Annotated in this window: 18 protein-coding genes and 2 pseudogenes; 17 read left to right on the top strand and 3 right to left on the bottom strand. The window is 40.3% G+C overall.

Going from position 1 to position 19059, the window contains the following annotated elements:
- The first annotated feature begins 67 nt into the window (after positions 1-67).
- Positions 68-1073 (top strand): annotated as a pseudogene (locus tag QMF79_RS03205) (tyrosine-type recombinase/integrase).
- Here the strand turns inward: QMF79_RS03205 and QMF79_RS03200 are convergent.
- Positions 1070-1396: a hypothetical protein gene (locus tag QMF79_RS03200; RefSeq protein WP_281772742.1), complete on the bottom strand. Its 327-nt coding sequence runs from the start codon at positions 1394-1396 to the stop codon at positions 1070-1072. The pseudogene QMF79_RS03205 and the gene QMF79_RS03200 overlap by 4 nt on opposite strands.
- A gap of 27 nt (positions 1397-1423) precedes the next feature.
- Positions 1424-1600, bottom strand: a pseudogene (locus QMF79_RS03195) (IS1595 family transposase); the annotation flags it as partial.
- A 251-nt stretch (positions 1601-1851) separates the two neighbouring features.
- Here QMF79_RS03195 and glmU point away from each other — a divergent pair.
- The 16 genes from glmU to QMF79_RS03115 all read left to right on the top strand — a co-directional run bounded on the left by glmU (position 1852) and on the right by QMF79_RS03115 (position 18263).
- Positions 1852-3219: a bifunctional UDP-N-acetylglucosamine diphosphorylase/glucosamine-1-phosphate N-acetyltransferase GlmU gene (gene glmU / locus QMF79_RS03190; RefSeq protein WP_281772741.1), complete on the top strand. Its 1368-nt coding sequence runs from the start codon at positions 1852-1854 to the stop codon at positions 3217-3219.
- Between the two features lie 58 nt (positions 3220-3277).
- Positions 3278-4066, top strand: a complete 789-nt coding sequence (fabI, locus tag QMF79_RS03185) for an enoyl-ACP reductase FabI (protein ID WP_111427228.1) — start codon at positions 3278-3280, stop codon at positions 4064-4066.
- A 74-nt stretch (positions 4067-4140) separates the two neighbouring features.
- Positions 4141-6132: an exoribonuclease II gene (locus tag QMF79_RS03180; protein WP_281772740.1), complete on the top strand. Its 1992-nt coding sequence runs from the start codon at positions 4141-4143 to the stop codon at positions 6130-6132.
- Positions 6133-6212: 80 nt separating this feature from the next.
- Complete coding sequence (locus tag QMF79_RS03175) at positions 6213-6839, top strand: LysE/ArgO family amino acid transporter (protein ID WP_281772739.1); 627 nt, start codon at positions 6213-6215, stop codon at positions 6837-6839.
- Positions 6840-6974: 135 nt separating this feature from the next.
- Positions 6975-8027, top strand: coding sequence for a rod shape-determining protein (locus QMF79_RS03170; RefSeq protein WP_281772738.1), 1053 nt, complete (start codon positions 6975-6977; stop codon positions 8025-8027).
- Positions 8028-8117: 90 nt separating this feature from the next.
- Positions 8118-9182: a rod shape-determining protein MreC gene (gene mreC / locus QMF79_RS03165; RefSeq protein WP_281772737.1), complete on the top strand. Its 1065-nt coding sequence runs from the start codon at positions 8118-8120 to the stop codon at positions 9180-9182.
- Complete coding sequence (mreD, locus tag QMF79_RS03160; protein WP_281772736.1) at positions 9182-9670, top strand: rod shape-determining protein MreD; 489 nt, start codon at positions 9182-9184, stop codon at positions 9668-9670. Before mreC ends, mreD begins: the two co-directional genes overlap by 1 nt.
- Positions 9671-9681: 11 nt before the next feature.
- Positions 9682-11019 (top strand): replication-associated recombination protein A, encoded by a 1338-nt coding sequence (locus QMF79_RS03155; RefSeq protein ID WP_281772735.1) that lies wholly within the window; start codon positions 9682-9684, stop codon positions 11017-11019.
- Positions 11020-11087: 68 nt separating this feature from the next.
- Entirely contained in the window at positions 11088-11870 is a 783-nt protein-coding gene (gene znuB / locus QMF79_RS03150; RefSeq protein ID WP_281772746.1) for a zinc ABC transporter permease subunit ZnuB, read from the top strand.
- Between the two features lies 1 nt (position 11871).
- Positions 11872-12390 carry a hemerythrin domain-containing protein gene (locus QMF79_RS03145; RefSeq protein ID WP_281772734.1) on the top strand — a complete coding sequence of 173 codons (519 nt, stop codon included), beginning with the start codon at positions 11872-11874 and terminating at the stop codon, positions 12388-12390.
- 4 nt (positions 12391-12394) lie between these two features.
- Positions 12395-12865 carry a hypothetical protein gene (locus QMF79_RS03140; RefSeq protein ID WP_281772733.1) on the top strand — a complete coding sequence of 157 codons (471 nt, stop codon included), beginning with the start codon at positions 12395-12397 and terminating at the stop codon, positions 12863-12865.
- 473 nt (positions 12866-13338) lie between these two features.
- Positions 13339-14271, top strand: a complete 933-nt coding sequence (locus QMF79_RS03135) for an ABC transporter permease (RefSeq protein ID WP_281772732.1) — start codon at positions 13339-13341, stop codon at positions 14269-14271.
- Between the two features lie 2 nt (positions 14272-14273).
- Complete coding sequence (locus QMF79_RS03130; protein WP_005705545.1) at positions 14274-15071, top strand: ABC transporter ATP-binding protein; 798 nt, start codon at positions 14274-14276, stop codon at positions 15069-15071.
- Between the two features lie 86 nt (positions 15072-15157).
- Complete coding sequence (locus QMF79_RS03125) at positions 15158-17080, top strand: ATP-dependent DNA helicase (RefSeq protein WP_281772731.1); 1923 nt, start codon at positions 15158-15160, stop codon at positions 17078-17080.
- A gap of 176 nt (positions 17081-17256) precedes the next feature.
- Positions 17257-17568 (top strand): CidA/LrgA family protein, encoded by a 312-nt coding sequence (locus QMF79_RS03120; RefSeq protein ID WP_370447475.1) that lies wholly within the window; start codon positions 17257-17259, stop codon positions 17566-17568.
- A gap of 8 nt (positions 17569-17576) precedes the next feature.
- A complete protein-coding gene (locus tag QMF79_RS03115) occupies positions 17577-18263 on the top strand; it encodes an LrgB family protein (RefSeq protein ID WP_281772730.1) in 687 nt (228 codons plus the stop codon).
- A gap of 29 nt (positions 18264-18292) precedes the next feature.
- On the opposite strand, the gene QMF79_RS03110 is transcribed toward QMF79_RS03115, so the two are convergent.
- A complete protein-coding gene (locus QMF79_RS03110) occupies positions 18293-18997 on the bottom strand; it encodes a 3-deoxy-D-manno-octulosonic acid kinase (protein ID WP_281772729.1) in 705 nt (234 codons plus the stop codon).
- Positions 18998-19059: the final 62 nt, after the last annotated feature.

Genomic DNA, 19059 nt, shown 5'->3' with positions numbered 1-19059 from the left:
TATTTTGTTTATTTTTATTCTGGTTTATATTTTACTACACCAAAATTACACCAAGTGAGGGAATAAAATGGCAACAATAATTAAACGTGGGGATAAGTGGCGGGGGCAAATCAATAAAAAAGGTATTCGCAAAAATGCTACCTTTGCTACTAAAACCGAAGCAAGTAAATGGGCTTTATTTATTGAGTATTGAGAGTCAGATTGATGCGGGGGAATATTCGCCCGTTCCGAAAATGACATTTGCTGAATTGATTGATAAGTATGTCGACGAGGTAACACCAAGTAAAGGTGGGGCAAGGTCTGAAGCGTTGCGGTTAAATCGGATTGCAAAAACACCTTTGGGAAGAGTGCCTCTAGAAGAGTTGAGTAAAGCGGACTTTGAAAAATGGCAGGAACAGCGTTTGACCGAAGTGTCGGTATTAAGCGTGTTACGTGAACGGGTAAGTTTATCTGCGGTGGTTACGCAGGCAATTAAGTGGGAATTTCTGAAAAATAATCCACTTTCATTGGTGGAAAAGCCCAAAGAGCCACCTCCGCGCACAAGACGTTATTCTCAAGAAGAAATCGACCGCTTGTTGTTTGTATCTGGCTTTGATTTCGAGAACCTACCCGAAACAATGATCAGCAGGGTAGGTGCTTCTGTTCTGTTTGCGATTGAAACGGCAATGCGGGCGGGGGAAATCTGTCATTTAAAGTGGGAAGATGTGAATTTTGAGAAATCTACCGCTTTTTTGCCTAAAACGAAGAATGGGTTTGCCCGTACTATTCCGCTTTCATCAATGGTGCTGAAAATTTTGAAACATTTGGAAAGGGTGAAAAGTGAAGAAAATCCGACTGTGTTTCAGGTGAAATCAGGATCGCACGATGCTATTTTCCGTAAGATGAAAGAGTTGGCGGGCCTAGTAGAGGAGGATTTACATTTTCACGACACAAGAAGAGAGGCGTTATCTCGTTTGGCGAAAAAGGTTGATGTGATGACGCTTGTCAAAATATCAGGGCATAGAGATATTAAGATTTTGCTGAATACCTATTACGCCCCAGATATGAGTGATGTGGCAGGATTGCTGGATTAGGTGTATTTCTTGCGTTTGTGTCGGGCAAAAAAAGCCTTTATTTCCTCACTCACAAAGAGTTTTTTGGGGTCTTTATTGGTTCGGCTTTCAATATCTATGGGAGCAGGGAAACGTGGATCGGGGATAATGTTTTTGAATACGTGTCCATAAGAAAACCCCATATAATCGGCAATATCTTGAATTGTCCATAAGCCTTTTTCTACTTTTGGCTTGGTGAGCAACTTTTCCACTTCGCACAATTTAGCAAAAAGCTGGTTGTTGCTGATTGGTTGCTCATCAAGTTCTTGTTTTCTATTTGTTCCAGTTTTTCTCTCTTTTCCCACGGCACTGCGACCATGTTTGCCTTTTCAAGTACCGCCGAAATAGCTTTCATCGGCTTCAATCTCGCCTTCAAATATTTCCAAATGTGGGCTTGTTTGATAGATGAGTAAGCGTCATTGATGAAATTAATAAGCGGCTGTATTTTTGTTTACATTAACCAATTCACTGACTGTTCTTGCTGTGACACCTGCGACAAACAGTTCAATGAGTTTATTTTAATCTAAATGGGATTTTTAGTCGTTATCTAGTACAGCCCCCCTAGTTTAATTTTGTAAAGGGAAAGTAGTTTTTTGAGATGCATTTGAATTTTGCGTTTACCCATTAAGCAGGAAGAAAAAGTTTCGCAAATGAAATTCATATATGTAATTATATGATTTATAAGGTAATTTTGCCTACTGTTGTAGGGCTCTATTTTCTGATAGAATATGCCTAATTTTTCTTTTAAAAGGACATTTTTATGACACAACCATTAAGCGTGGTGATTTTAGCCGCGGGCAAAGGTACGCGTATGTATTCTGACTTACCAAAAGTATTACACCCAATTGCGGGCAAACCGATGGTAAAACACGTGATTGATACGGTAAAACAACTTGATGCACGTCAAATCAACTTAATCTACGGTCACGGTGCAGATTTATTAAAAGATCGTTTAGCTGCCGAGCCTGTGAATTGGGTTTTCCAAGCAGAACAGCTTGGCACAGGGCATGCGATGCAGCAGGCTGCCCCTTTCTTTGCAGATGATGAAAACGTTTTAATGCTTTATGGCGATGGTCCATTAATTCAAAAAGAAACATTAGAACGCCTCATTGCAGCGAAACCTGAAAATGGGATCGCATTATTGACTGTAGAATTAGACAACCCAATGGGTTACGGTCGTATTATTCGTGAAAATGGTTCTGTGGTGGCGATTGTTGAGCAAAAAGATGCGAATGCAGAACAGCTCAAAATCCAAGAAATCAACACTGGCGTAATGGTTGCAAGTGGTGCAAGTTTTAAAAAATGGTTGGGCAATTTAAATAATAACAACGCCCAAGGTGAGTATTACATTACCGATGTGATTGCGATGGCGAATGCAGAAGGCAATCAAGTGCAAGCAGTGCAAGCAACGGAATTTTTAGAAGTTGAGGGTGTAAATAACCGTCAGCAACAAGCTACTCTTGAGCGTTTTTACCAAAAAAAACAAGCTGAAAAATTGATGCTTGCAGGTGTGACTTTACTTGATCCAAATCGTTTCGATATTCGCGGAACGATTGAACACGGTAAAGATGTGACCATTGATGTGAACGTGATTTTAGAAGGCGACATTAAACTTGGCAACAATGTAAAAATCGGTGCAGGTTGCGTATTGAAAAATGTGGTGATCAGCGATAACGTTGAAATTAAACCTTATTCTGTGTTAGAATATGCGGTAGTTGGAGCTAGATCAGCGATTGGTCCATTCTCACGCTTACGCCCAGGGGCAGAATTAGCCGAAGAAGCACACGTGGGCAACTTCGTGGAAATCAAAAAAGCGATTGTGGGTAAAGGCTCAAAAGTGAATCACTTAACCTACATTGGCGATGCAGAAATTGGTAGCAATGTGAATGTAGGTGCGGGCGTGATTACTTGCAACTACGATGGAGCAAACAAATTCAAAACCGTTATTGGTGATGATGTATTCGTCGGTTCAGACAGCCAATTAGTTGCTCCTGTGGAAATTGCCAAAGGTGCAACCATTGGTGCAGGTGCGACCATTACCAAAAACGTAGGCGAAGGCGAATTAGTCATCACCCGCGTGGCACAAAAACATATTCAAGGCTGGAAACGTCCGACCAAGCAGAAATAATCCCCCAAGCGGTCGAAATTTCTATATAATTTGCAAAAATTTTTAAAGAGGAAAAATTATGGGTTTTTTAACTGGTAAACGCATTTTAATCACAGGTTTAGCAAGCAATCGTTCAATCGCATACGGTATTGCACAAGCGATGCACCGCGAAGGTGCGGAACTTGCGTTCACTTATTTAAACGATAAATTAAAAGGTCGTGTAGAAGAGTTCGCAAAAGAGTTCGGTTCAGACATCATTTTACCGATGGATGTTGCCGAAGATCAAAACATCACAGATTGTTTCGCACAATTAAGCCAACGTTGGGAAAAATTTGACGGTTTCGTTCACTCAATTGGTTTTGCACCAGCAGACCAATTAGATGGCGACTATGTGGCAGCAGCAACGCGTGAAGGTTTCCGCATTGCACACGACATTAGTGCATATAGCTTTGTAGCAATGGCACAAGCGGCTCGCCCATTTTTAAACCCTAACTCAGCGTTATTAACCCTTTCATACTTAGGTGCTGAGCGTGCAATTCCTAACTACAACGTAATGTGTTTAGCAAAAGCGTCATTAGAAGCAAGTACACGCGTAATGGCAGCAGATTTAGGTAAAGAAAGTATCCGTGTAAATGCGATTTCTGCAGGTCCAATCCGTACTTTAGCAGCTTCTGGTATTAAAGACTTCAAAAAAATGTTGTCTAATTTTGAGAAAACAGCTCCTTTACGCCGTACTGTAACGATTGAAGATGTGGGTAACTCAGCTGCATTCTTATGTTCAGACTTAGCTGGTGGTATTACTGGTGAAGTGGTTCACGTAGATGCAGGTTTTAGCATCGTGGCAATGGGTGATATTAGTGCGGAATAATTGCCTAAGTTGAACTAAAATTAACCATTTTTGCCCGCCCTTGTACAGGGTGGGCTTTTTATTAAGAGAGAATTATGTTTTCAAACAATCCCCTTTTGACTCAATTAAAACAACAAATGGAAGCTAATAAAGAATATGCGGAAGGACGCGTTAAAGCGACCGATAAATCTTACGGCTTTTTAGAATGCGAAAAAGAGAGCTTTTTTATTCCGCCTACGGAAATGAAAAAAGTGATGCACGGTGATACCGTAAAAACGGTGGTAAAACGTGAGGGTGATAAGGCTTCAGTAGAAATTGATAGCTTAATTGAACCGATATTAGAGCGCTTTATCGCTCAAGTTCGCTACAATCGCGAGGGTAAATTACAGCTTGTGGTGGATCATCCAAGCATTAAAAATATCATTTCAGCCAATACGCACAAAAGTGTAAAAGAAAAATTGGAAAATGGCGATTGGGTTGTGGCGCAACTTAAAACCCACCCATTGCGTGATGATCGCTTTTTCTTTGCTCAAGTGACGCAATTTATTTGCCACGAAAGCGATAATTTCGCCCCGTGGTGGGTAACGTTGGCTCGCCACGAACAACCGCGTGAGCCTGTGGCAACCGAGAAAAGTTATAGTTTAAATGATGAATTAACACGTCAAGATTTAACCGATCTTTATTTCACCACCATTGACAGCGAAAGTACGCAAGACATGGATGATGCTTTGTTTATCAAGCCAATTGAAGAAAATGGTACGCAAACAGGTTGGCGTTTAGTGGTGGCAATTGCCGATCCGACTGCCTATATTCCTGAAAATTCAGCGATTGAAAAAGCGGCTCGCCAACGTTGTTTTACCAACTACTTACCTGGCTTTAACATTCCAATGTTACCGCGTGAATTATCGGATGATCTTTGCTCACTTGTGCCTAATGCGAAACGCCCTGCATTAGTGGGTTATATCGAAACCGATTTAGCGGGTAATATCAGCAAAGAGGTGGAGTTTGTTTCTGCGTGGGTAGAGAGCAAAGCAAAATTGGTTTACGACCATGTTTCAGATTATTTGGAGAGCGTGGAAAATGCGTGGCAGCCTGAAAATGAACAAGTGAAACAGCAGATTGATTGGCTATATCAATTCACCCAAGCTCGCATCAACTGGCGTAAAGAAAATGCCTTGATGTTCAATGAGCAAGGCGATTATTCATTTGAGTTAAATGAAGATGGTTCTGTGCGTGAAATTCACTTAGAATTCCGCCGTATTGCTAACCAAATCATCGAAGAGTGTATGATTATAGCCAATATTTGTGCGGCACAATTCTTGGCAAATCACGCAAAAACGGGCGTATTTAACACGCACGCAGGCTTCGACCCGAAAAATATGGAAGCCGTTAGAACCTTCTTGTTAAATACTTTAACCGATGAAACCACAGCAGAAGATCAACTTTCTGAGCTTAATGATCGTTATTCGGCAGAAAAATTGGCAACATTAGAAGGCTATTGTGCAATGCAACGTGATGTGCGCGAGTTCCCTGAAAACTTCTTGGAACTACGTTTGCGTCGCTATCTCACGTTTGCTGAATTTAAAGCAGAAGTTGCTCCGCACTTTGGCTTGGGTATTAGCCATTATGCGACTTGGACTTCACCAATCCGTAAATATGGCGATATGGTAAATCACCGTTTAATTAAGCAAGTGTTGGTAGATAAAGAGGTACATGGTGTAGAGCAGAGTATTTTAGACCGCTTGCAAGAAGCACGTAAGCAAAACCGAATGGTAGAACGCGATATTGCAGATTGGCTTTACGCTCGCTACTTGCATCCAATGGTGGAACAAGCGGTTGAATTTGAGTGCGAACTTGCTGATGTTTCCCGTGGTGGTTTGCGTGCAAGAGTGATTGAAAATGGCGCCTCTATTTTTGTCCCGTTCTCAAGCCTTCACGATGAGAAAGCCGAAATGGATTTCCGCCCTGAAGAGTTAGCGATTTACATCAAAGGCGAAAAAACCTACCAAATCGGGCAGAAAGTGAAAGTAAAACTTACGGAAGTGCGTTTGGATACCCGCTCAATTGTAGGGCAAGTAGTTGAGTAATAAGTTGATTTAAAATATACAAGCGGTTGATTTTTGTAAGAGTTTTACGAAAATGAATCGCTTATTTTTTGGAGAGTATAATGGAGTTTTTTATTCAAGGTCTAATTGTTTGCTTTGGGTTGATTGTTTCCATTGGGGCACAAAATGCTTTTTTACTTAAGCAAGGCATTTTAAAACAGCACGTTTTTGCTGTTGCATTAATTTGTTTTCTAGGCGATGTGTTTTTGATGACGGTTGGTGTATTAGGGCTTGGAGAATTGATTAGTCGATTACCTGTTGTGAGCTTGCTTCTAGCTATTCTTGGAGCTGTTTTTCTTTTTACGTATGGAAGTCGATCTTTTCTAAATATATTTAAAGCAGATGGAGCTTTAACGCAGAGTAGTGAAAATATAACAAGTTTAAAACGTATCTTGATGGTTACTTTTGCGGTTACGTTTTTAAATCCGCACGTTTATATTGATACGGTAGCGATTTTAGGTGCGATTGGAGGAAAACTCGCTTTCAGCGAGAAAATTGCTTTTTTATTTGGAGCATTAAGTTGCTCATTCATTTGGTTTTTTGGGATAGGTTATGGAGCGGGATTTTTTGCCCCTTACCTTGCTAAACGCCATACTTGGCAGATGCTAGATTTTATTACGGGTGTGATAATGTTTGTGATTGCAGCAAGTCTTGTCATTTATGCTTGGCGTTTAATAATGCAACTTTAAGTAAAGTTTATCTCAAAACGTCCAAATTATTCGTTGAAATAAATGCCTATTTTTTGCTATATTATACGGCAATTTTTGGATCGCTTTGGAGCGGTCGGTGGTGCGTGAATAACAATAAATAACGGATTTCTTTTTATGTTTAAAAAATTTCTTGGATTATTTTCTAACGATTTATCAATCGATCTTGGTACAGCAAATACGTTAGTTTATGTAAAAGGACAGGGTATTGTGCTTGATGAGCCTTCTGTAGTGGCAGTGCGTCAGGATAGAATGGGATCGTTAAAAAGTATTGCTGCTGTTGGTTCAGATGCAAAATTGATGCTTGGTCGTACGCCAAAAAGTATTATGGCGATTCGTCCGATGAAAGATGGCGTAATTGCTGATTTTTTTGTAACAGAAAAAATGTTGCAGCATTTTATTAAACAGGTGCATAGCAATAACTTTATGCGTCCAAGCCCTCGTGTGTTAGTGTGTGTGCCAGCAGGTGCAACGCAGGTTGAACGCCGTGCAATTAAAGAGTCTGCAATTGGTGCAGGTGCTCGTGAAGTTTATTTAATTGAAGAGCCAATGGCTGCAGCTATTGGTGCTGGATTGCCAGTCCATGAAGCAACAGGTTCTATGGTTATTGATATTGGTGGTGGTACAACCGAAGTGGCTGTGCTTTCATTAAATGGTATTGTGTACTCAAGCTCTGTGCGCATCGGTGGCGATAAATTAGATGAAGCGATTATCGCTTATGTACGTCGTCACTTCGGTTCAGCAATTGGTGAAGCAACAGCAGAGCGCATTAAAAAAGAGATTGCCACAGCAAAAATCGAAAATGATGATGATATTGTAGAGATGGAAGTACACGGTCATAACCTTGCAGAAGGAGCTCCTCGTACGTTCACTTTAAATTCAAAACACGTGTTAGAAGCAATCGAACAGCCATTAACTGGAATTGTAGATGCAGTAAAAGCTGTGTTAGAACAATGCCCACCAGAATTAGCAGCTGACATTTTCGAACGTGGTATGGTATTAACTGGCGGTGGTGCTTTATTAAGAAATTTAGACCGCTTGTTATCAGATAGCACGGGCGTAATGGTGGTTACAGCTGAAGAGCCTCTAACTTGTGTGGCTCGTGGTGGCGGTAAAGCGTTAGATATGATCGATATGCATGGTGGCGATGTTTTCAGCCATGATGAGTAATATCGGCTAATTATTCAAAAATAGAAATGGACATCAGCTTATGTCCATTTTCTATTTAACCCCAACTCTTTTCATTTTATTAGCAACTCTATGAAGCCAATTTTTGCGAAAGCCCCCTCTTTAGGGGTTCGCCTCTTCTTTGCAATTTGTATTTCAATCACGCTGATTACATTAGATGGTCGAAGCAGTGCGATGATCCAAATTCGTAATATGCTCGAAACCGCAGTCAGTGGCTTATATTATTTTGCCAATACACCTCGCTCTGTGTTAGATGGCATCAGTGATAATTTTATTGATACTAACAAATTGCAGCTTGAGAACCGAGTGTTAAAAGAGCAACTTCGCGAGAAAAATGCCGATTTGTTGTTACTCGATCAGCTAAAAGTTGAAAACCAACGTCTGCGTTTGCTGTTAGGCTCACCATTGCGTCAAGATGAATATAAGAAAATCACTGAAGTTTTAACCTCAGAGATGGATGCTTATCGCCAGCAAGTAGTTATCAATCAAGGGCAAAAAACAGGTGCTTATGTTGGGCAGGCGGTAATTGACGAACGCGGTGTTGTGGGCCAAGTAATTTCTGTGGGCGAGAATATGAGCCGCGTGTTGCTGATTACCGATATTACTCATGCTGTGCCTGTGCAGGTATTACGTAATGATGTGCGAGGCATTGCAAATGGTACAGGGCATAATGACGAACTTGTTATCGATAATCTGCCTCGTTCGACTGATATTGTGAAAGACGATGTACTTGTTACTTCGGGCTTAGGTGGTCGCTTTCCAGAAGGTTATCCCGTAGCAATTGTAGAAAGTGTAACCAATGATACAAAAAGCCAATTTGCTCGAATTATTGCAAAACCGCTTGCTTCTTTAGACCGCTTGCGTTACTTGCTGTTACTTTGGCCAATTAACGACGAAATGCGTAAAGCCCAAGCCCTTTCTCCCCAAGAAGTGCGAGAGGTGGTTGAAGAGCGTCGTCGTAGCGTTAGCCCAATTGATCGTTTGCGTAATTTAACAAATAAGAAAGAGCAGGTTGAGGATAAGTCAGAAGAGAAACCAGAGGTTCTTGATCAAACAGATGAAGCTTCGGATAACCCTGCAGCCCAACCAGAACCTGTGCAAGACCAAGAACATCATACTGAACAGGGAGCAGAATAATGCGACAGCATCCACTTTTCCAAATTATTGTGTTGGCGTTTATTTTTGTGGTCGCCTTGATTTTAGAAATTATGCCTTGGCCTGTTGGTTTGCAAGGCTTTCGCCCTTCTTGGCTTATTCTTGTGTTGATTTATTGGGCATTGGCACTGCCTGATAAAGTCAGTGTGGGTACGGCTTTTGTAGCTGGCATCATTTGGGATTTGATTTTAGGCTCAGTGCTTGGTGTTCACGCACTTGTGCTTTCTATAGCGATCTATTTTGTTGCAAAACACCATCTTATTTTGCGAAATCTCTCTCTTTGGTTACAAGGTGTGATTGTAATTGCTTATATTATTGCCATTCGCATTTTTATCTATTTAATTGGAACACTGTTGCATTCTGCTACTTTCAATAGTCAAGAAATTATTGGAGCAGTAATTAGCGGTATTCTCTGGCCTTGGGTCTTCTTGCTCATGAGACAAATTCGTCGTCAATTACGTTTACGTTAGAGGAGGGAAAAATGAGCACTCTCTCTTTAGATTTTGCTGAAGATTTTCGACCGCTTTCAGCCCGAATGCGCCCTCGTACACTGACAGAATATCGTGGACAATCGCATCTAATTGCCGAAGGCAAGCCACTGCAAAAAGCGATTGCAATGCAACGAGCTCATTCAATGATCTTCTGGGGTCCCCCTGGCACGGGTAAAACCACATTAGCAGAGATTATTGCGTATCATCTGAATGCAGAAGTAGAGCGTCTTTCAGCAGTAACATCTGGCATTAAAGAGATCCGTGAAGCCATTGATAAAGCAAAATTAAATCAGCAAACAGGTAGAAGAACGGTGCTGTTTGTGGACGAAGTGCATCGTTTTAATAAAAGCCAACAAGATGCGTTTTTGCCTCATATTGAAGATGGCACGATTATTTTTATTGGTGCAACAACCGAAAATCCATCCTTTGAATTAAATAATGCCTTGCTTTCTCGGGCTAGAATTTACATTCTCAAACCACTTCAAAAGCAAGATATTCTAAGTGTATTAGAGCAAGCTTTGACCGATAAAGAGCGGGGCTTGGGTAGCGAGATTTTTGTATTTGAAGATGAAGTACTTGATTTACTTGCCGATTATGTGAATGGTGATGCTCGTTATGCATTAAATTGCTTAGAGTTAATGTCGGATATGGCGGAAACGACCGCAAAAGGCAAGTTACTCAATAAATCCTTGTTAACAGAAATTTTAGGCGAACGACAAGCCCGTTTTGATAAAGGAGGAGATCACTATTACGATCTAATTTCAGCACTACATAAATCTATTCGAGGCTCTTCGCCTGATGGTGCATTATATTGGTATGCCCGCATTTTAACTGCAGGCGGTGACCCACTTTATGTTGCACGCCGATTATTAGCCATTGCCTCTGAAGATATTGGGAATGCCGATCCACGTGCGATGCAAATTGCAATTAACGCTTGGGATTGCTATACCAGAGTAGGAGCTTATGAAGGTGAGCGAGCTATTGCACAAGCGGTCATTTATTTGGCTGTTGCCCCAAAAAGCAATGCAGTTTATACGGCGTTCAATGAGGCAAAACGTTTGGCAAAAGAGGCGAAAGATTATGATGTGCCAGAGCATTTACGTAATGCACCAACACAGTTGATGAAATCACTGGGTTATGGCGATGAGTATCGTTATGCTCACAATGAATTGAACGCTTATGCCGCAGGTGAAAATTATTTCCCACCTGAGTTGAAAGATACAGCATTCTATTTTCCAACTGAGCGTGGAATGGAAAAACAGATCAAAGAAAAAATGGCGTGGCTGAAGGTACAAGATATTCAAAGCCCACAAAAACGATATAGATAGTCCAATATAAATAGAGGAAAGTGGTGGGATTTGCAGAAATATTTGCAAATTTGACTGCCTGTAACATTATGCTTGATATTCTACTTCCTGCCTGGCTTGCAGGCTTATTACTCTCAATGATTACCGCACCGCTTGGTGCTTTTGTTGTTTGGCGGAAAATGGCGTATTTTGGCGATACGCTTTCTCACTCGGCACTGCTTGGCGTGGCACTAGGCATCTTTCTTGAGGTTGATCCTTATATTGCTGTGATCGTCATGACAGTTATTCTCGCAATGGCTTTAGTCTGGCTTGAGCACAAAACCAATTACTCAGTCGATACCGTACTCGGCATTATCGCCCATTGCAGCCTTTCGCTTGGGGTGATTACGATTAGTTTGCTTGATAATGTCCGCGTAGATTTAATGTCTTACCTATTTGGTGATCTTTTGGCGATCAACTTTAACGATGTTATTTTTATCGGTATTGGTGTCATTGTGATTGGTGGAATTTTAGCCTTCTTCTGGTCTAAACTACTTTCTATTACGATTAGCCCAGAATTGGCACAAGTTGAAGGATTGAATGTTGCTCGTGTGCGATTATTACTGATGCTTCTTACCGCATTAACAATTGCCTTGAGTATGAAATTTGTTGGGGCGTTAATTATTACTTCACTTTTAATTATTCCATCTGCCACGGCAAGACGTTTCGCTCGCACACCAGAAGCAATGGTTATTTATGCCACTGTTTTTAGCATTATTGCGGTCTCTCTCGGACTGCTATTTTCAGGGATTAAAGACACCCCTGCAGGACCATCAGTAGTAGTGTGTGCGGGGGCATTGTTTTTGTTAAGTTTATTTAAAAAAGAGGCATAATATGCAACAATTTGAACCACAACAATTCGCAACTTGGGCAGAGCCAGTTGATATGCTTTATGCTTGTCATAGTAAGGTAAAACGCTTTTGCAAGCAGTTACAAATTTTACCTGCTTATTTGGCTGAGCATGGTGTGAATCAGGCGGTAAAAAATGATGTACAACAGATTTTGACCTACTTTAACGTTTCTGCACCGTTGCATCATGAGGACGAAGAACGGGATTTCTTCCCCGCATTGGTGGCTGTTTACCCCCAAGCACAAGAACAGATTGATGCACTTGAAAGTCAGCATATTCATTTGCATCAGAGTTGGGATGCACTGGCGATTCAATTGAGAGAATTATTAGAGGATAAACGAAATTCTGTGGATGAGGCGTTAATCAAGCGGTTTATTTCGGGCTATGATTTGCATATTCCACTTGAGGAGCCATTATTTGAATTAGGAAAGGAACATCTCTCTCAAGAAAAATTAGCGGAAATAGGGCAAGTAATGGCAGAACGCAGAAAAATAAAAGGGTAATTAAATGAAATTATTAAACTGGATAGCCTTATCAACATTTGTTTTTAATGTTTCTTTTGCTATTGCAGCACCTAAAAACAGTGAAGTAAAAGAGAATCAAGCCTCGTATTCTATGCAAAATGCTTTGACTATTACAACACAAGAACGAGAGATAATTATTGACCAAAATGGGCAGGCATTATCTCAATTTAAATATAAGATTACGAATAATACGGATAAACCTATGGCTAACATTCAGTGGATCAGTGTTTATGTTCATAATCGCCAAGTTGTTTATAGTCAAGATATGCAGTTAGATCTAGAAAATACCTTACAGCCTAAACAGTCATTGTCACTCAATTTACAAATTCCTTTTGCGAAAATTGAAGAAAAGTATCGTCCTGCTTTTTTAAATACCCAAGAAAAAATTGAAGTATATAAAGTGGCAAGATTGATTGTATTTAGTGATAAAACGACATTAACTGAAAAGGAATAGAACTCGACCGCTTGATCGTTCCAGATGAAGCGGTTATTTTTTGCCAGAATTATGCGAAACTACCAATTAGATTTAACGGAATATCTTTGCCCAATGCCTCTATTATTCTTTAAAAAAAAGAGCAGGACTTATGTGAGACCTTGTCACGTTATACTTCTTCTTCGCCAAGAAAGTGTGCGAGATATTGAATTAGTATGTGATGAAGAAAATATTTTGCTCTTAGAAAAGAAAAAAATGTGTTCTTCCTACTTTTTTTTGAAACTAAAAATGATTTAAATAAATCTTTATGAATTTTAGTCAAATTGAACACTTTATCAATGGTAAGTCGTTAGTCTAAGATAGTAAAGTGAAGATTCTCTTCGTTTTTCTTTTTGGCTCAAGTGGCTAAATTTGCGGAAAAATTGCAAATTTTTGTGAAATCCCTTAAAATCACCGTACTAGTTTAGTAGTGTAATTTGCAAAATAATTTTACAATGGATATTCTCGTTCACTTTCTTCAGCAGTTTTTAAGCAATATCTCTTGGATTGGAGCGTTGGAGCTTGGTTTGATTTATGCTCTTGTTGCTTTGGGCGTGTTGATTTCTTATAAAATTTTAGATTTCCCTGATTTAACCGCAGATGGCTCTTTTCCTTTAGGTGGAGCAGTTTGCGTGGTTTGTATCTTGCAAGGTCTAAATCCTTGGATTGCGACACTTTTGGGCACATTAGCAGGTGCATTGGCAGGTGTGATTACGGCAAGCCTTTACATTGGCTTTAAAATCGAAAAATTGCTTTCCAGTATTTTAATGATGATTGCCCTTTATTCCATCAATCTTCGCATTATGGGAATGCCAAATCTTGCCTTACTTGGTGAAGCGACAATTTATGATGTGATGCCCATTGAAGATGATGTGCAACTTGCATTAGTGCGTTTGTTGATGGCGTTTTTTGTGGTGATTATTGCCAAAATTTTATTTGACCTTTTCTTCTCAACTCAAATCGGCTTGGCTGTAAGAGCGACAGGTACTAATACCCGAATGGCAAAAGCACAAGGGATTAACATCAATAAAATGACCATTTTAGGGATGGCAATTTCTAACGGCTTGATTGCTTTAGCTGGAGCATTGTATGTACAAAGCAATGGTGGAGTGGATATTTCCATCGGCGTGGGCACAATCGTAATTGGCTTGGCGGCGGTTATTATCGGCGAAGCATTATTCTCAGCAAAACGTATTATCTGGCTAACTACTGCAGTTTTAATTGGCTCGGTGTTGTATCGTGGTTTTATTGCATTAGCCTTGAATAATGAAGCGTTAAATTCGATTGGTTTCGGGCCGCAAGATCTGAATTTAATTACAGCACTTTTGGTCGTTTTTGTGTTAGTATTACCAAAATTAAAACAACGCTTTTTGGCAAAACGGGGTTAATGATGATTGAGCTAAAAAATGTATTCATTACCTTCAATAAAGGCACGGCAATTGAAAACTCAGTATTAAAAGGCTTATCATTAACAGTTGGGCAAGGCGAATTTGTTTCCGTTATTGGTAGCAACGGAGCGGGGAAGTCTACTATGCTGAATGCGATTAGTGGCGATTGTTCAGTGGATAGCGGTGAGATTTTAATTCAAGGTCAGAATGTGAATCAAAGTAGCAGCTGGCAACGTGCGAATCGTGTTGCTCGCGTGTTTCAAGACCCAATGGCGGGTACGTGTGAAGATCTTACCATTGAAGAGAATATGGCACTAGCTTATCAACGCGGGCAAAAACGTGGTTTTTCATTTGCTATTAAACGCCAACAACGTGAAATTTTCCGTGAAAAATTGGCTCTGTTAGGTTTAGGCTTAGAAAACCGCTTAACCGATCGAATGGGGCGTTTATCGGGCGGTCAGCGGCAAGCAGTGAGCCTATTGATGGCCTCGCTTCAACCCTCAAGTATTCTCTTGCTGGACGAACACACCGCAGCACTCGACCCAAAAACAACCGATTTTGTGATGCAACTGACTGATAAAATTGTTCGAGAACAGAAACTAACCACTTTAATGGTAACCCATTCAATGAAACAAGCACTAGAATATGGAGATCGCACTGTGATGTTGCATCAAGGGCAAGTTGCGTTTGATGTGTCTGGCGAAAAGCGTAAACAAATGGATGTGCCCGATCTATTGCAACTTTTCCAACAAAACCGCCACGAACAATTAGCGGATGATGGATTGCTGTTGGGTGTTTAATTTATTGATTAAGAAATTGTAGCAACTGTGTTGCTCTTAGCATAGGGGCGTGTTGAACACGCCCTTTTGTGATCTAGATAAATACGATGAAATACACAGACAAAATTGACCATGCTTTCAGTAAAGATGGCTGGTTAAGCACCAATATTCAAGGCTTTCGCCCACGGGCTGTCCAGCTTGAAATGGCACAAGCGGTCGGAAGAGCAGTAAAATTTGCAACTCCTGCGGTGGTAGAGGCTGGGACAGGCACAGGAAAAACCTTTGCCTATTTAGTGCCTGCCTTGCTTTCGGGCAAGAAAACGATTGTTTCCACAGGCTCAAAAAACTTACAAGATCAGCTGTTTAATCGCGATTTGCCAACCATTCAAAAAGCTTTGAAATATAAAGGCAAGGTCGCCTTACTTAAAGGGCGCGCGAATTACCTCTGTTTAGAACGTTTAGATCAGCTGATTGCGATGGGGGTGGCAGGCGATCGTTCGGTGCTTAATGATCTTTCAAAAGTGCGAAAATGGCATCAATCCACTAAAACGGGCGACTTAAGTGAATGTACGACGATTGCCGAAGATAGCCCGATTTTACCGCAATTGGTCAGCACAACAGAAAGCTGTTTAGGTTCAGACTGCCCGAATTATAAAGATTGCCACGTGGTACAAGCACGTAAAAAAGCGATGGATGCGGATATTGTAGTTGTCAATCATCACCTTTTTTGTGCGGATATGGCAGTGAAAGAAACAGGCTTTGGTGAGTTGATTCCTGAAGCTGAGTTGGTGATTTTTGATGAAGCCCATCAGCTGCCTGATATTGCCAGCCAATATTTTGGGCAATCGCTAACGTCCCGTTTGCTGTTTGATCTTTGCAAAGATTGCAACATCGTTTACCGCTCGGAGTTAAAAGATTTATCACAGCTTGGTAAAGCAGCCGATCATTTGCAGAAAACGGTACAAGATTTTCGTCTCTTAATGGGAACAGATGGGCAAGTGCGTGGCAATTTACGTGAACTCTTTACCGATCAAAAAGTGGTAAATGGTCTAACCAAAATTAGTGAAAATATCGATTTCTTGAGTGAAGTCATCAAAAAATCGCTTGGTCGTTCAGAAATGCTCGATAAAATTTTTGAGCGCCTTGCCGAAGTGAAAAATTTGCTCAAAAAATTTGGCGATACTACAGTAACAGGCTATTGCTACTGGTATGAGGCTAATGGGCGTTCATTTGGCTTACATATTACTCCATTAACAGTGGCGGATAAATTCAGCGAACAGATGAAAACATTGCAATCGGGCTGGGTTTTTACTTCTGCAACGCTTGAAGTTGGCGAAAGTTTCGATCATTTTTGCTATCGTTTAGGTATTTCAAATGCAGAACAACTGGTGTTGCAAAGCCCGTTTGATTATGAAAAACAATCTCTGCTTTGCGTGCCTCGTTATCTACCTGATAGTAATAAATCGCATACGCTCACAACGCTTGGTGAAATGCTTAAGCCTGTGATTGAAGCCAACAAAGGGCGTTGTTTTTTACTTTGCACTTCTTATTATATGATGCGAGGGTTTGCCGATTATTTGCGTGAGCATACCAACCTGAATGTATTACTGCAAGGCGAAACTAGCAAAGCAAAACTGCTTGAGAAATTTGTCAAAGAAGAGCACTCTGTGCTGGTGGCTACTCAAAGTTTCTGGGAAGGCATTGATGTGCGAGGCGATGATTTGTCACTGGTGATTATTGACAAACTGCCGTTTACCTCGCCTGATGAACCATTATTTAAAGCAAGAATGGAAGATTGCCGCTTGCAAGGTGGTGATCCGTTTAACGATATTCAAATTCCAGAAGCAGTTATTACCTTAAAACAGGGGGTTGGGCGATTGATTCGCGATGTTACTGACCGCGGTGTGGTGATTATTTGCGATAACCGTTTGGTAATGCGTAACTATGGTGCAACCTTCCTCAAGAGTTTACCGCCCTCAAAACGCACAAGGGATTTAGGGAAAGTGGTAGATTTTTTGAAAAAACCTTAAGCTAAATCAAATTTTCTTACTTCTAAAGCGGTATAATTTGGCTTATTTTTTACAAATCATAAAAAAATTCGATTGTGATTTGCAAAAAGTAAGTGAAATGATACCGCTTGTTTTTAGGAGGAACTGTGATTTTTAAAGTCATTCGCCTTTTACTCTCACTTGCTTTGCTCTTTGGAATGCTTTATCTAGGGAAGCTGATTGCCTACTTAATTCCAATAGGTATTTCAGATAGCATCTGGGGAATGTTATTACTCTTCGCTTGCCTTGTGATTGGTGTGGTTAAAGTGGAGTGGGTTACGCCGAGTGCTCGTCCATTAACGCGTTATATGACCGTGTTTTTCATCCCTGTCTGTGCAGAAATTATTGAACACGTGGATGTGTTATATTCGCACGCAGTCTCATTCTTGCTCGCTAATATCCTTAGCACTACCTTATCGTTAGTGTTAATCGGTTTATTCGCACAAAAAATGTTCCATCGATATAAATAGGGGCAGCTATGATTTATCTCTTTTCTCTCCTAACCATTTTTGCTTTTCTTGCAGGGCAACAAATCAGCAGAAAATTGCGTTCTAGCGTGCTAAATCCATTCCTGATTGCGTTGGTGATTGTGGTGGCATTGCTCTATTTTTGGGATATTCCCTATCATTCTTACTATCAAGGTAATTTCCCGCTAAATAATTTACTTGGTGTTTCGGTTGTTGCTTTAGCTTTACCCTTTTATGAACAGCTCCCACAAATTCGCAAAAAATGGAAGCCTATTATGGCAGTATTACTTTTTAGTACCTTTGTCGCAATGTTCACAGGTGTATTCTTTGCTGTAATTCTGGGGGCACATCAAGATATTTTAGCGACTATTATTCCTAAATCCGTTTCAACACCGATTGCGATTGCGATTGCAGGACAAATTGGCGGAAGCTCTGCGATTACTGCTGTGGGTGTAATGATTGCAGGTTTATTGGGTTCTGTTTTTGGTTTCTCTATTTTACATTGGTTGGGCGTACGAAATGTACGTGCAATCGGTTTAACGATGGGATCAGTTTCCCACGCATTAGGTACGGGGCGTTGTATGGAATACAGTGTAAAAACAGGGAGTTATAGCTCAATTGCACTAGTGGCCTGCGGTGTACTTTCTTCTATTTTTGCTCCAATAATGTATAAATTAGCTATATGGATTTTCTATTAGTAGAGAGTAAAAGATGGGGTATCTATCTTTTATGCTTTTTGATACCCATTCATCAAAGCCTGCCAATTCTGTTCACTAAAGTGAATATTTAGTCGGTTTTGCTCTTTGTGAAACGATCTTAACAAGCGGTCTAAATTGTGTTTTTTCCAGCTATCGCCTTGTTGAATATAGCACTTGTCAAAATCGATAAGCCAAAATTGACCGCTTGTATCTTGTAAAATATTGTGAATATTAAGATCTGTATGGTGCACTTGATGATTGTGCAGTTGTCGGATAAGTTTTCCGATTTGCTGATATTGTTCATCAGTTAGTGTTCTATTTCGTAAAATCTGGCTTAAATCACGCGTATTTTCAACTTTTTCGATCATAATATCGGCACGGTAACAGCAATACTTTTTCTCAATTTGAATAGCAATTGGGCGTGGAACAGGAAGTCCCCAAGTGTGCATTTTTTCTAGCAAGTTAAATTCTTGAAAAGCTCGTGTGTGTTCAATGCCGTTGAAAAAGTAGTGATCTTTGATCATTTTGCCAAATAATCCCCCTCTTCGATAATGGCGTAAAACGCTGTTTACTCCTAATTCCGCTTGAGTATTTAAAAACCACGTAATGCCTCGCCCTTTTGAAAAACCGAGTAAGCGGTCAGATTTTTCAAAATTTTTGCAAGTGAAAAGTTGTTCAAGTAACTTTTCTTGATGTTTTGGAACAAGGTTTGCATTAAAACGGTAGTAAAACATAGGAAGAATAAGGCTATTAAATCAATTCCCTAGATTTTAGAGCTATTTTTTTCGATGTCAAT

Origin of the sequence: Pseudohaemophilus parahaemolyticus (assembly GCF_938021905.1) — a bacterium.
Classification (GTDB): Bacteria; Pseudomonadota; Gammaproteobacteria; order Enterobacterales; family Pasteurellaceae; genus Haemophilus_A; species Haemophilus_A parahaemolyticus_B.
This window is presented reverse-complemented; position numbering and strand designations above follow the sequence as displayed.

What these genes read in the sequence shown, in the direction of transcription:
- QMF79_RS03125 (WP_281772731.1), top strand. Translation starts at nt 15,158, where the DNA reads ATGAAATACACAGACAAAATTGACCATGCTTTCAGTAAAGATGGCTGG.
- QMF79_RS03145 (WP_281772734.1), top strand. Translation starts at nt 11,872, where the DNA reads ATGCAACAATTTGAACCACAACAATTCGCAACTTGGGCAGAGCCAGTT.
- mreD (WP_281772736.1), top strand. Translation starts at nt 9,182, where the DNA reads ATGCGACAGCATCCACTTTTCCAAATTATTGTGTTGGCGTTTATTTTT.
- QMF79_RS03115 (WP_281772730.1), top strand. Translation starts at nt 17,577, where the DNA reads ATGATTTATCTCTTTTCTCTCCTAACCATTTTTGCTTTTCTTGCAGGG.
- glmU (WP_281772741.1), top strand. Translation starts at nt 1,852, where the DNA reads ATGACACAACCATTAAGCGTGGTGATTTTAGCCGCGGGCAAAGGTACG.
- QMF79_RS03120 (WP_370447475.1), top strand. Translation starts at nt 17,257, where the DNA reads ATGCTTTATCTAGGGAAGCTGATTGCCTACTTAATTCCAATAGGTATT.
- QMF79_RS03130 (WP_005705545.1), top strand. Translation starts at nt 14,274, where the DNA reads ATGATTGAGCTAAAAAATGTATTCATTACCTTCAATAAAGGCACGGCA.
- QMF79_RS03155 (WP_281772735.1), top strand. Translation starts at nt 9,682, where the DNA reads ATGAGCACTCTCTCTTTAGATTTTGCTGAAGATTTTCGACCGCTTTCA.
- QMF79_RS03175 (WP_281772739.1), top strand. Translation starts at nt 6,213, where the DNA reads ATGGAGTTTTTTATTCAAGGTCTAATTGTTTGCTTTGGGTTGATTGTT.
- QMF79_RS03170 (WP_281772738.1), top strand. Translation starts at nt 6,975, where the DNA reads ATGTTTAAAAAATTTCTTGGATTATTTTCTAACGATTTATCAATCGAT.
- QMF79_RS03135 (WP_281772732.1), top strand. Translation starts at nt 13,339, where the DNA reads ATGGATATTCTCGTTCACTTTCTTCAGCAGTTTTTAAGCAATATCTCT.
- QMF79_RS03140 (WP_281772733.1), top strand. Translation starts at nt 12,395, where the DNA reads ATGAAATTATTAAACTGGATAGCCTTATCAACATTTGTTTTTAATGTT.
- znuB (WP_281772746.1), top strand. Translation starts at nt 11,088, where the DNA reads ATGCTTGATATTCTACTTCCTGCCTGGCTTGCAGGCTTATTACTCTCA.
- fabI (WP_111427228.1), top strand. Translation starts at nt 3,278, where the DNA reads ATGGGTTTTTTAACTGGTAAACGCATTTTAATCACAGGTTTAGCAAGC.
- QMF79_RS03180 (WP_281772740.1), top strand. Translation starts at nt 4,141, where the DNA reads ATGTTTTCAAACAATCCCCTTTTGACTCAATTAAAACAACAAATGGAA.
- mreC (WP_281772737.1), top strand. Translation starts at nt 8,118, where the DNA reads ATGAAGCCAATTTTTGCGAAAGCCCCCTCTTTAGGGGTTCGCCTCTTC.
- QMF79_RS03110 (WP_281772729.1), bottom strand. Translation starts at nt 18,997, where the DNA reads ATGTTTTACTACCGTTTTAATGCAAACCTTGTTCCAAAACATCAAGAA.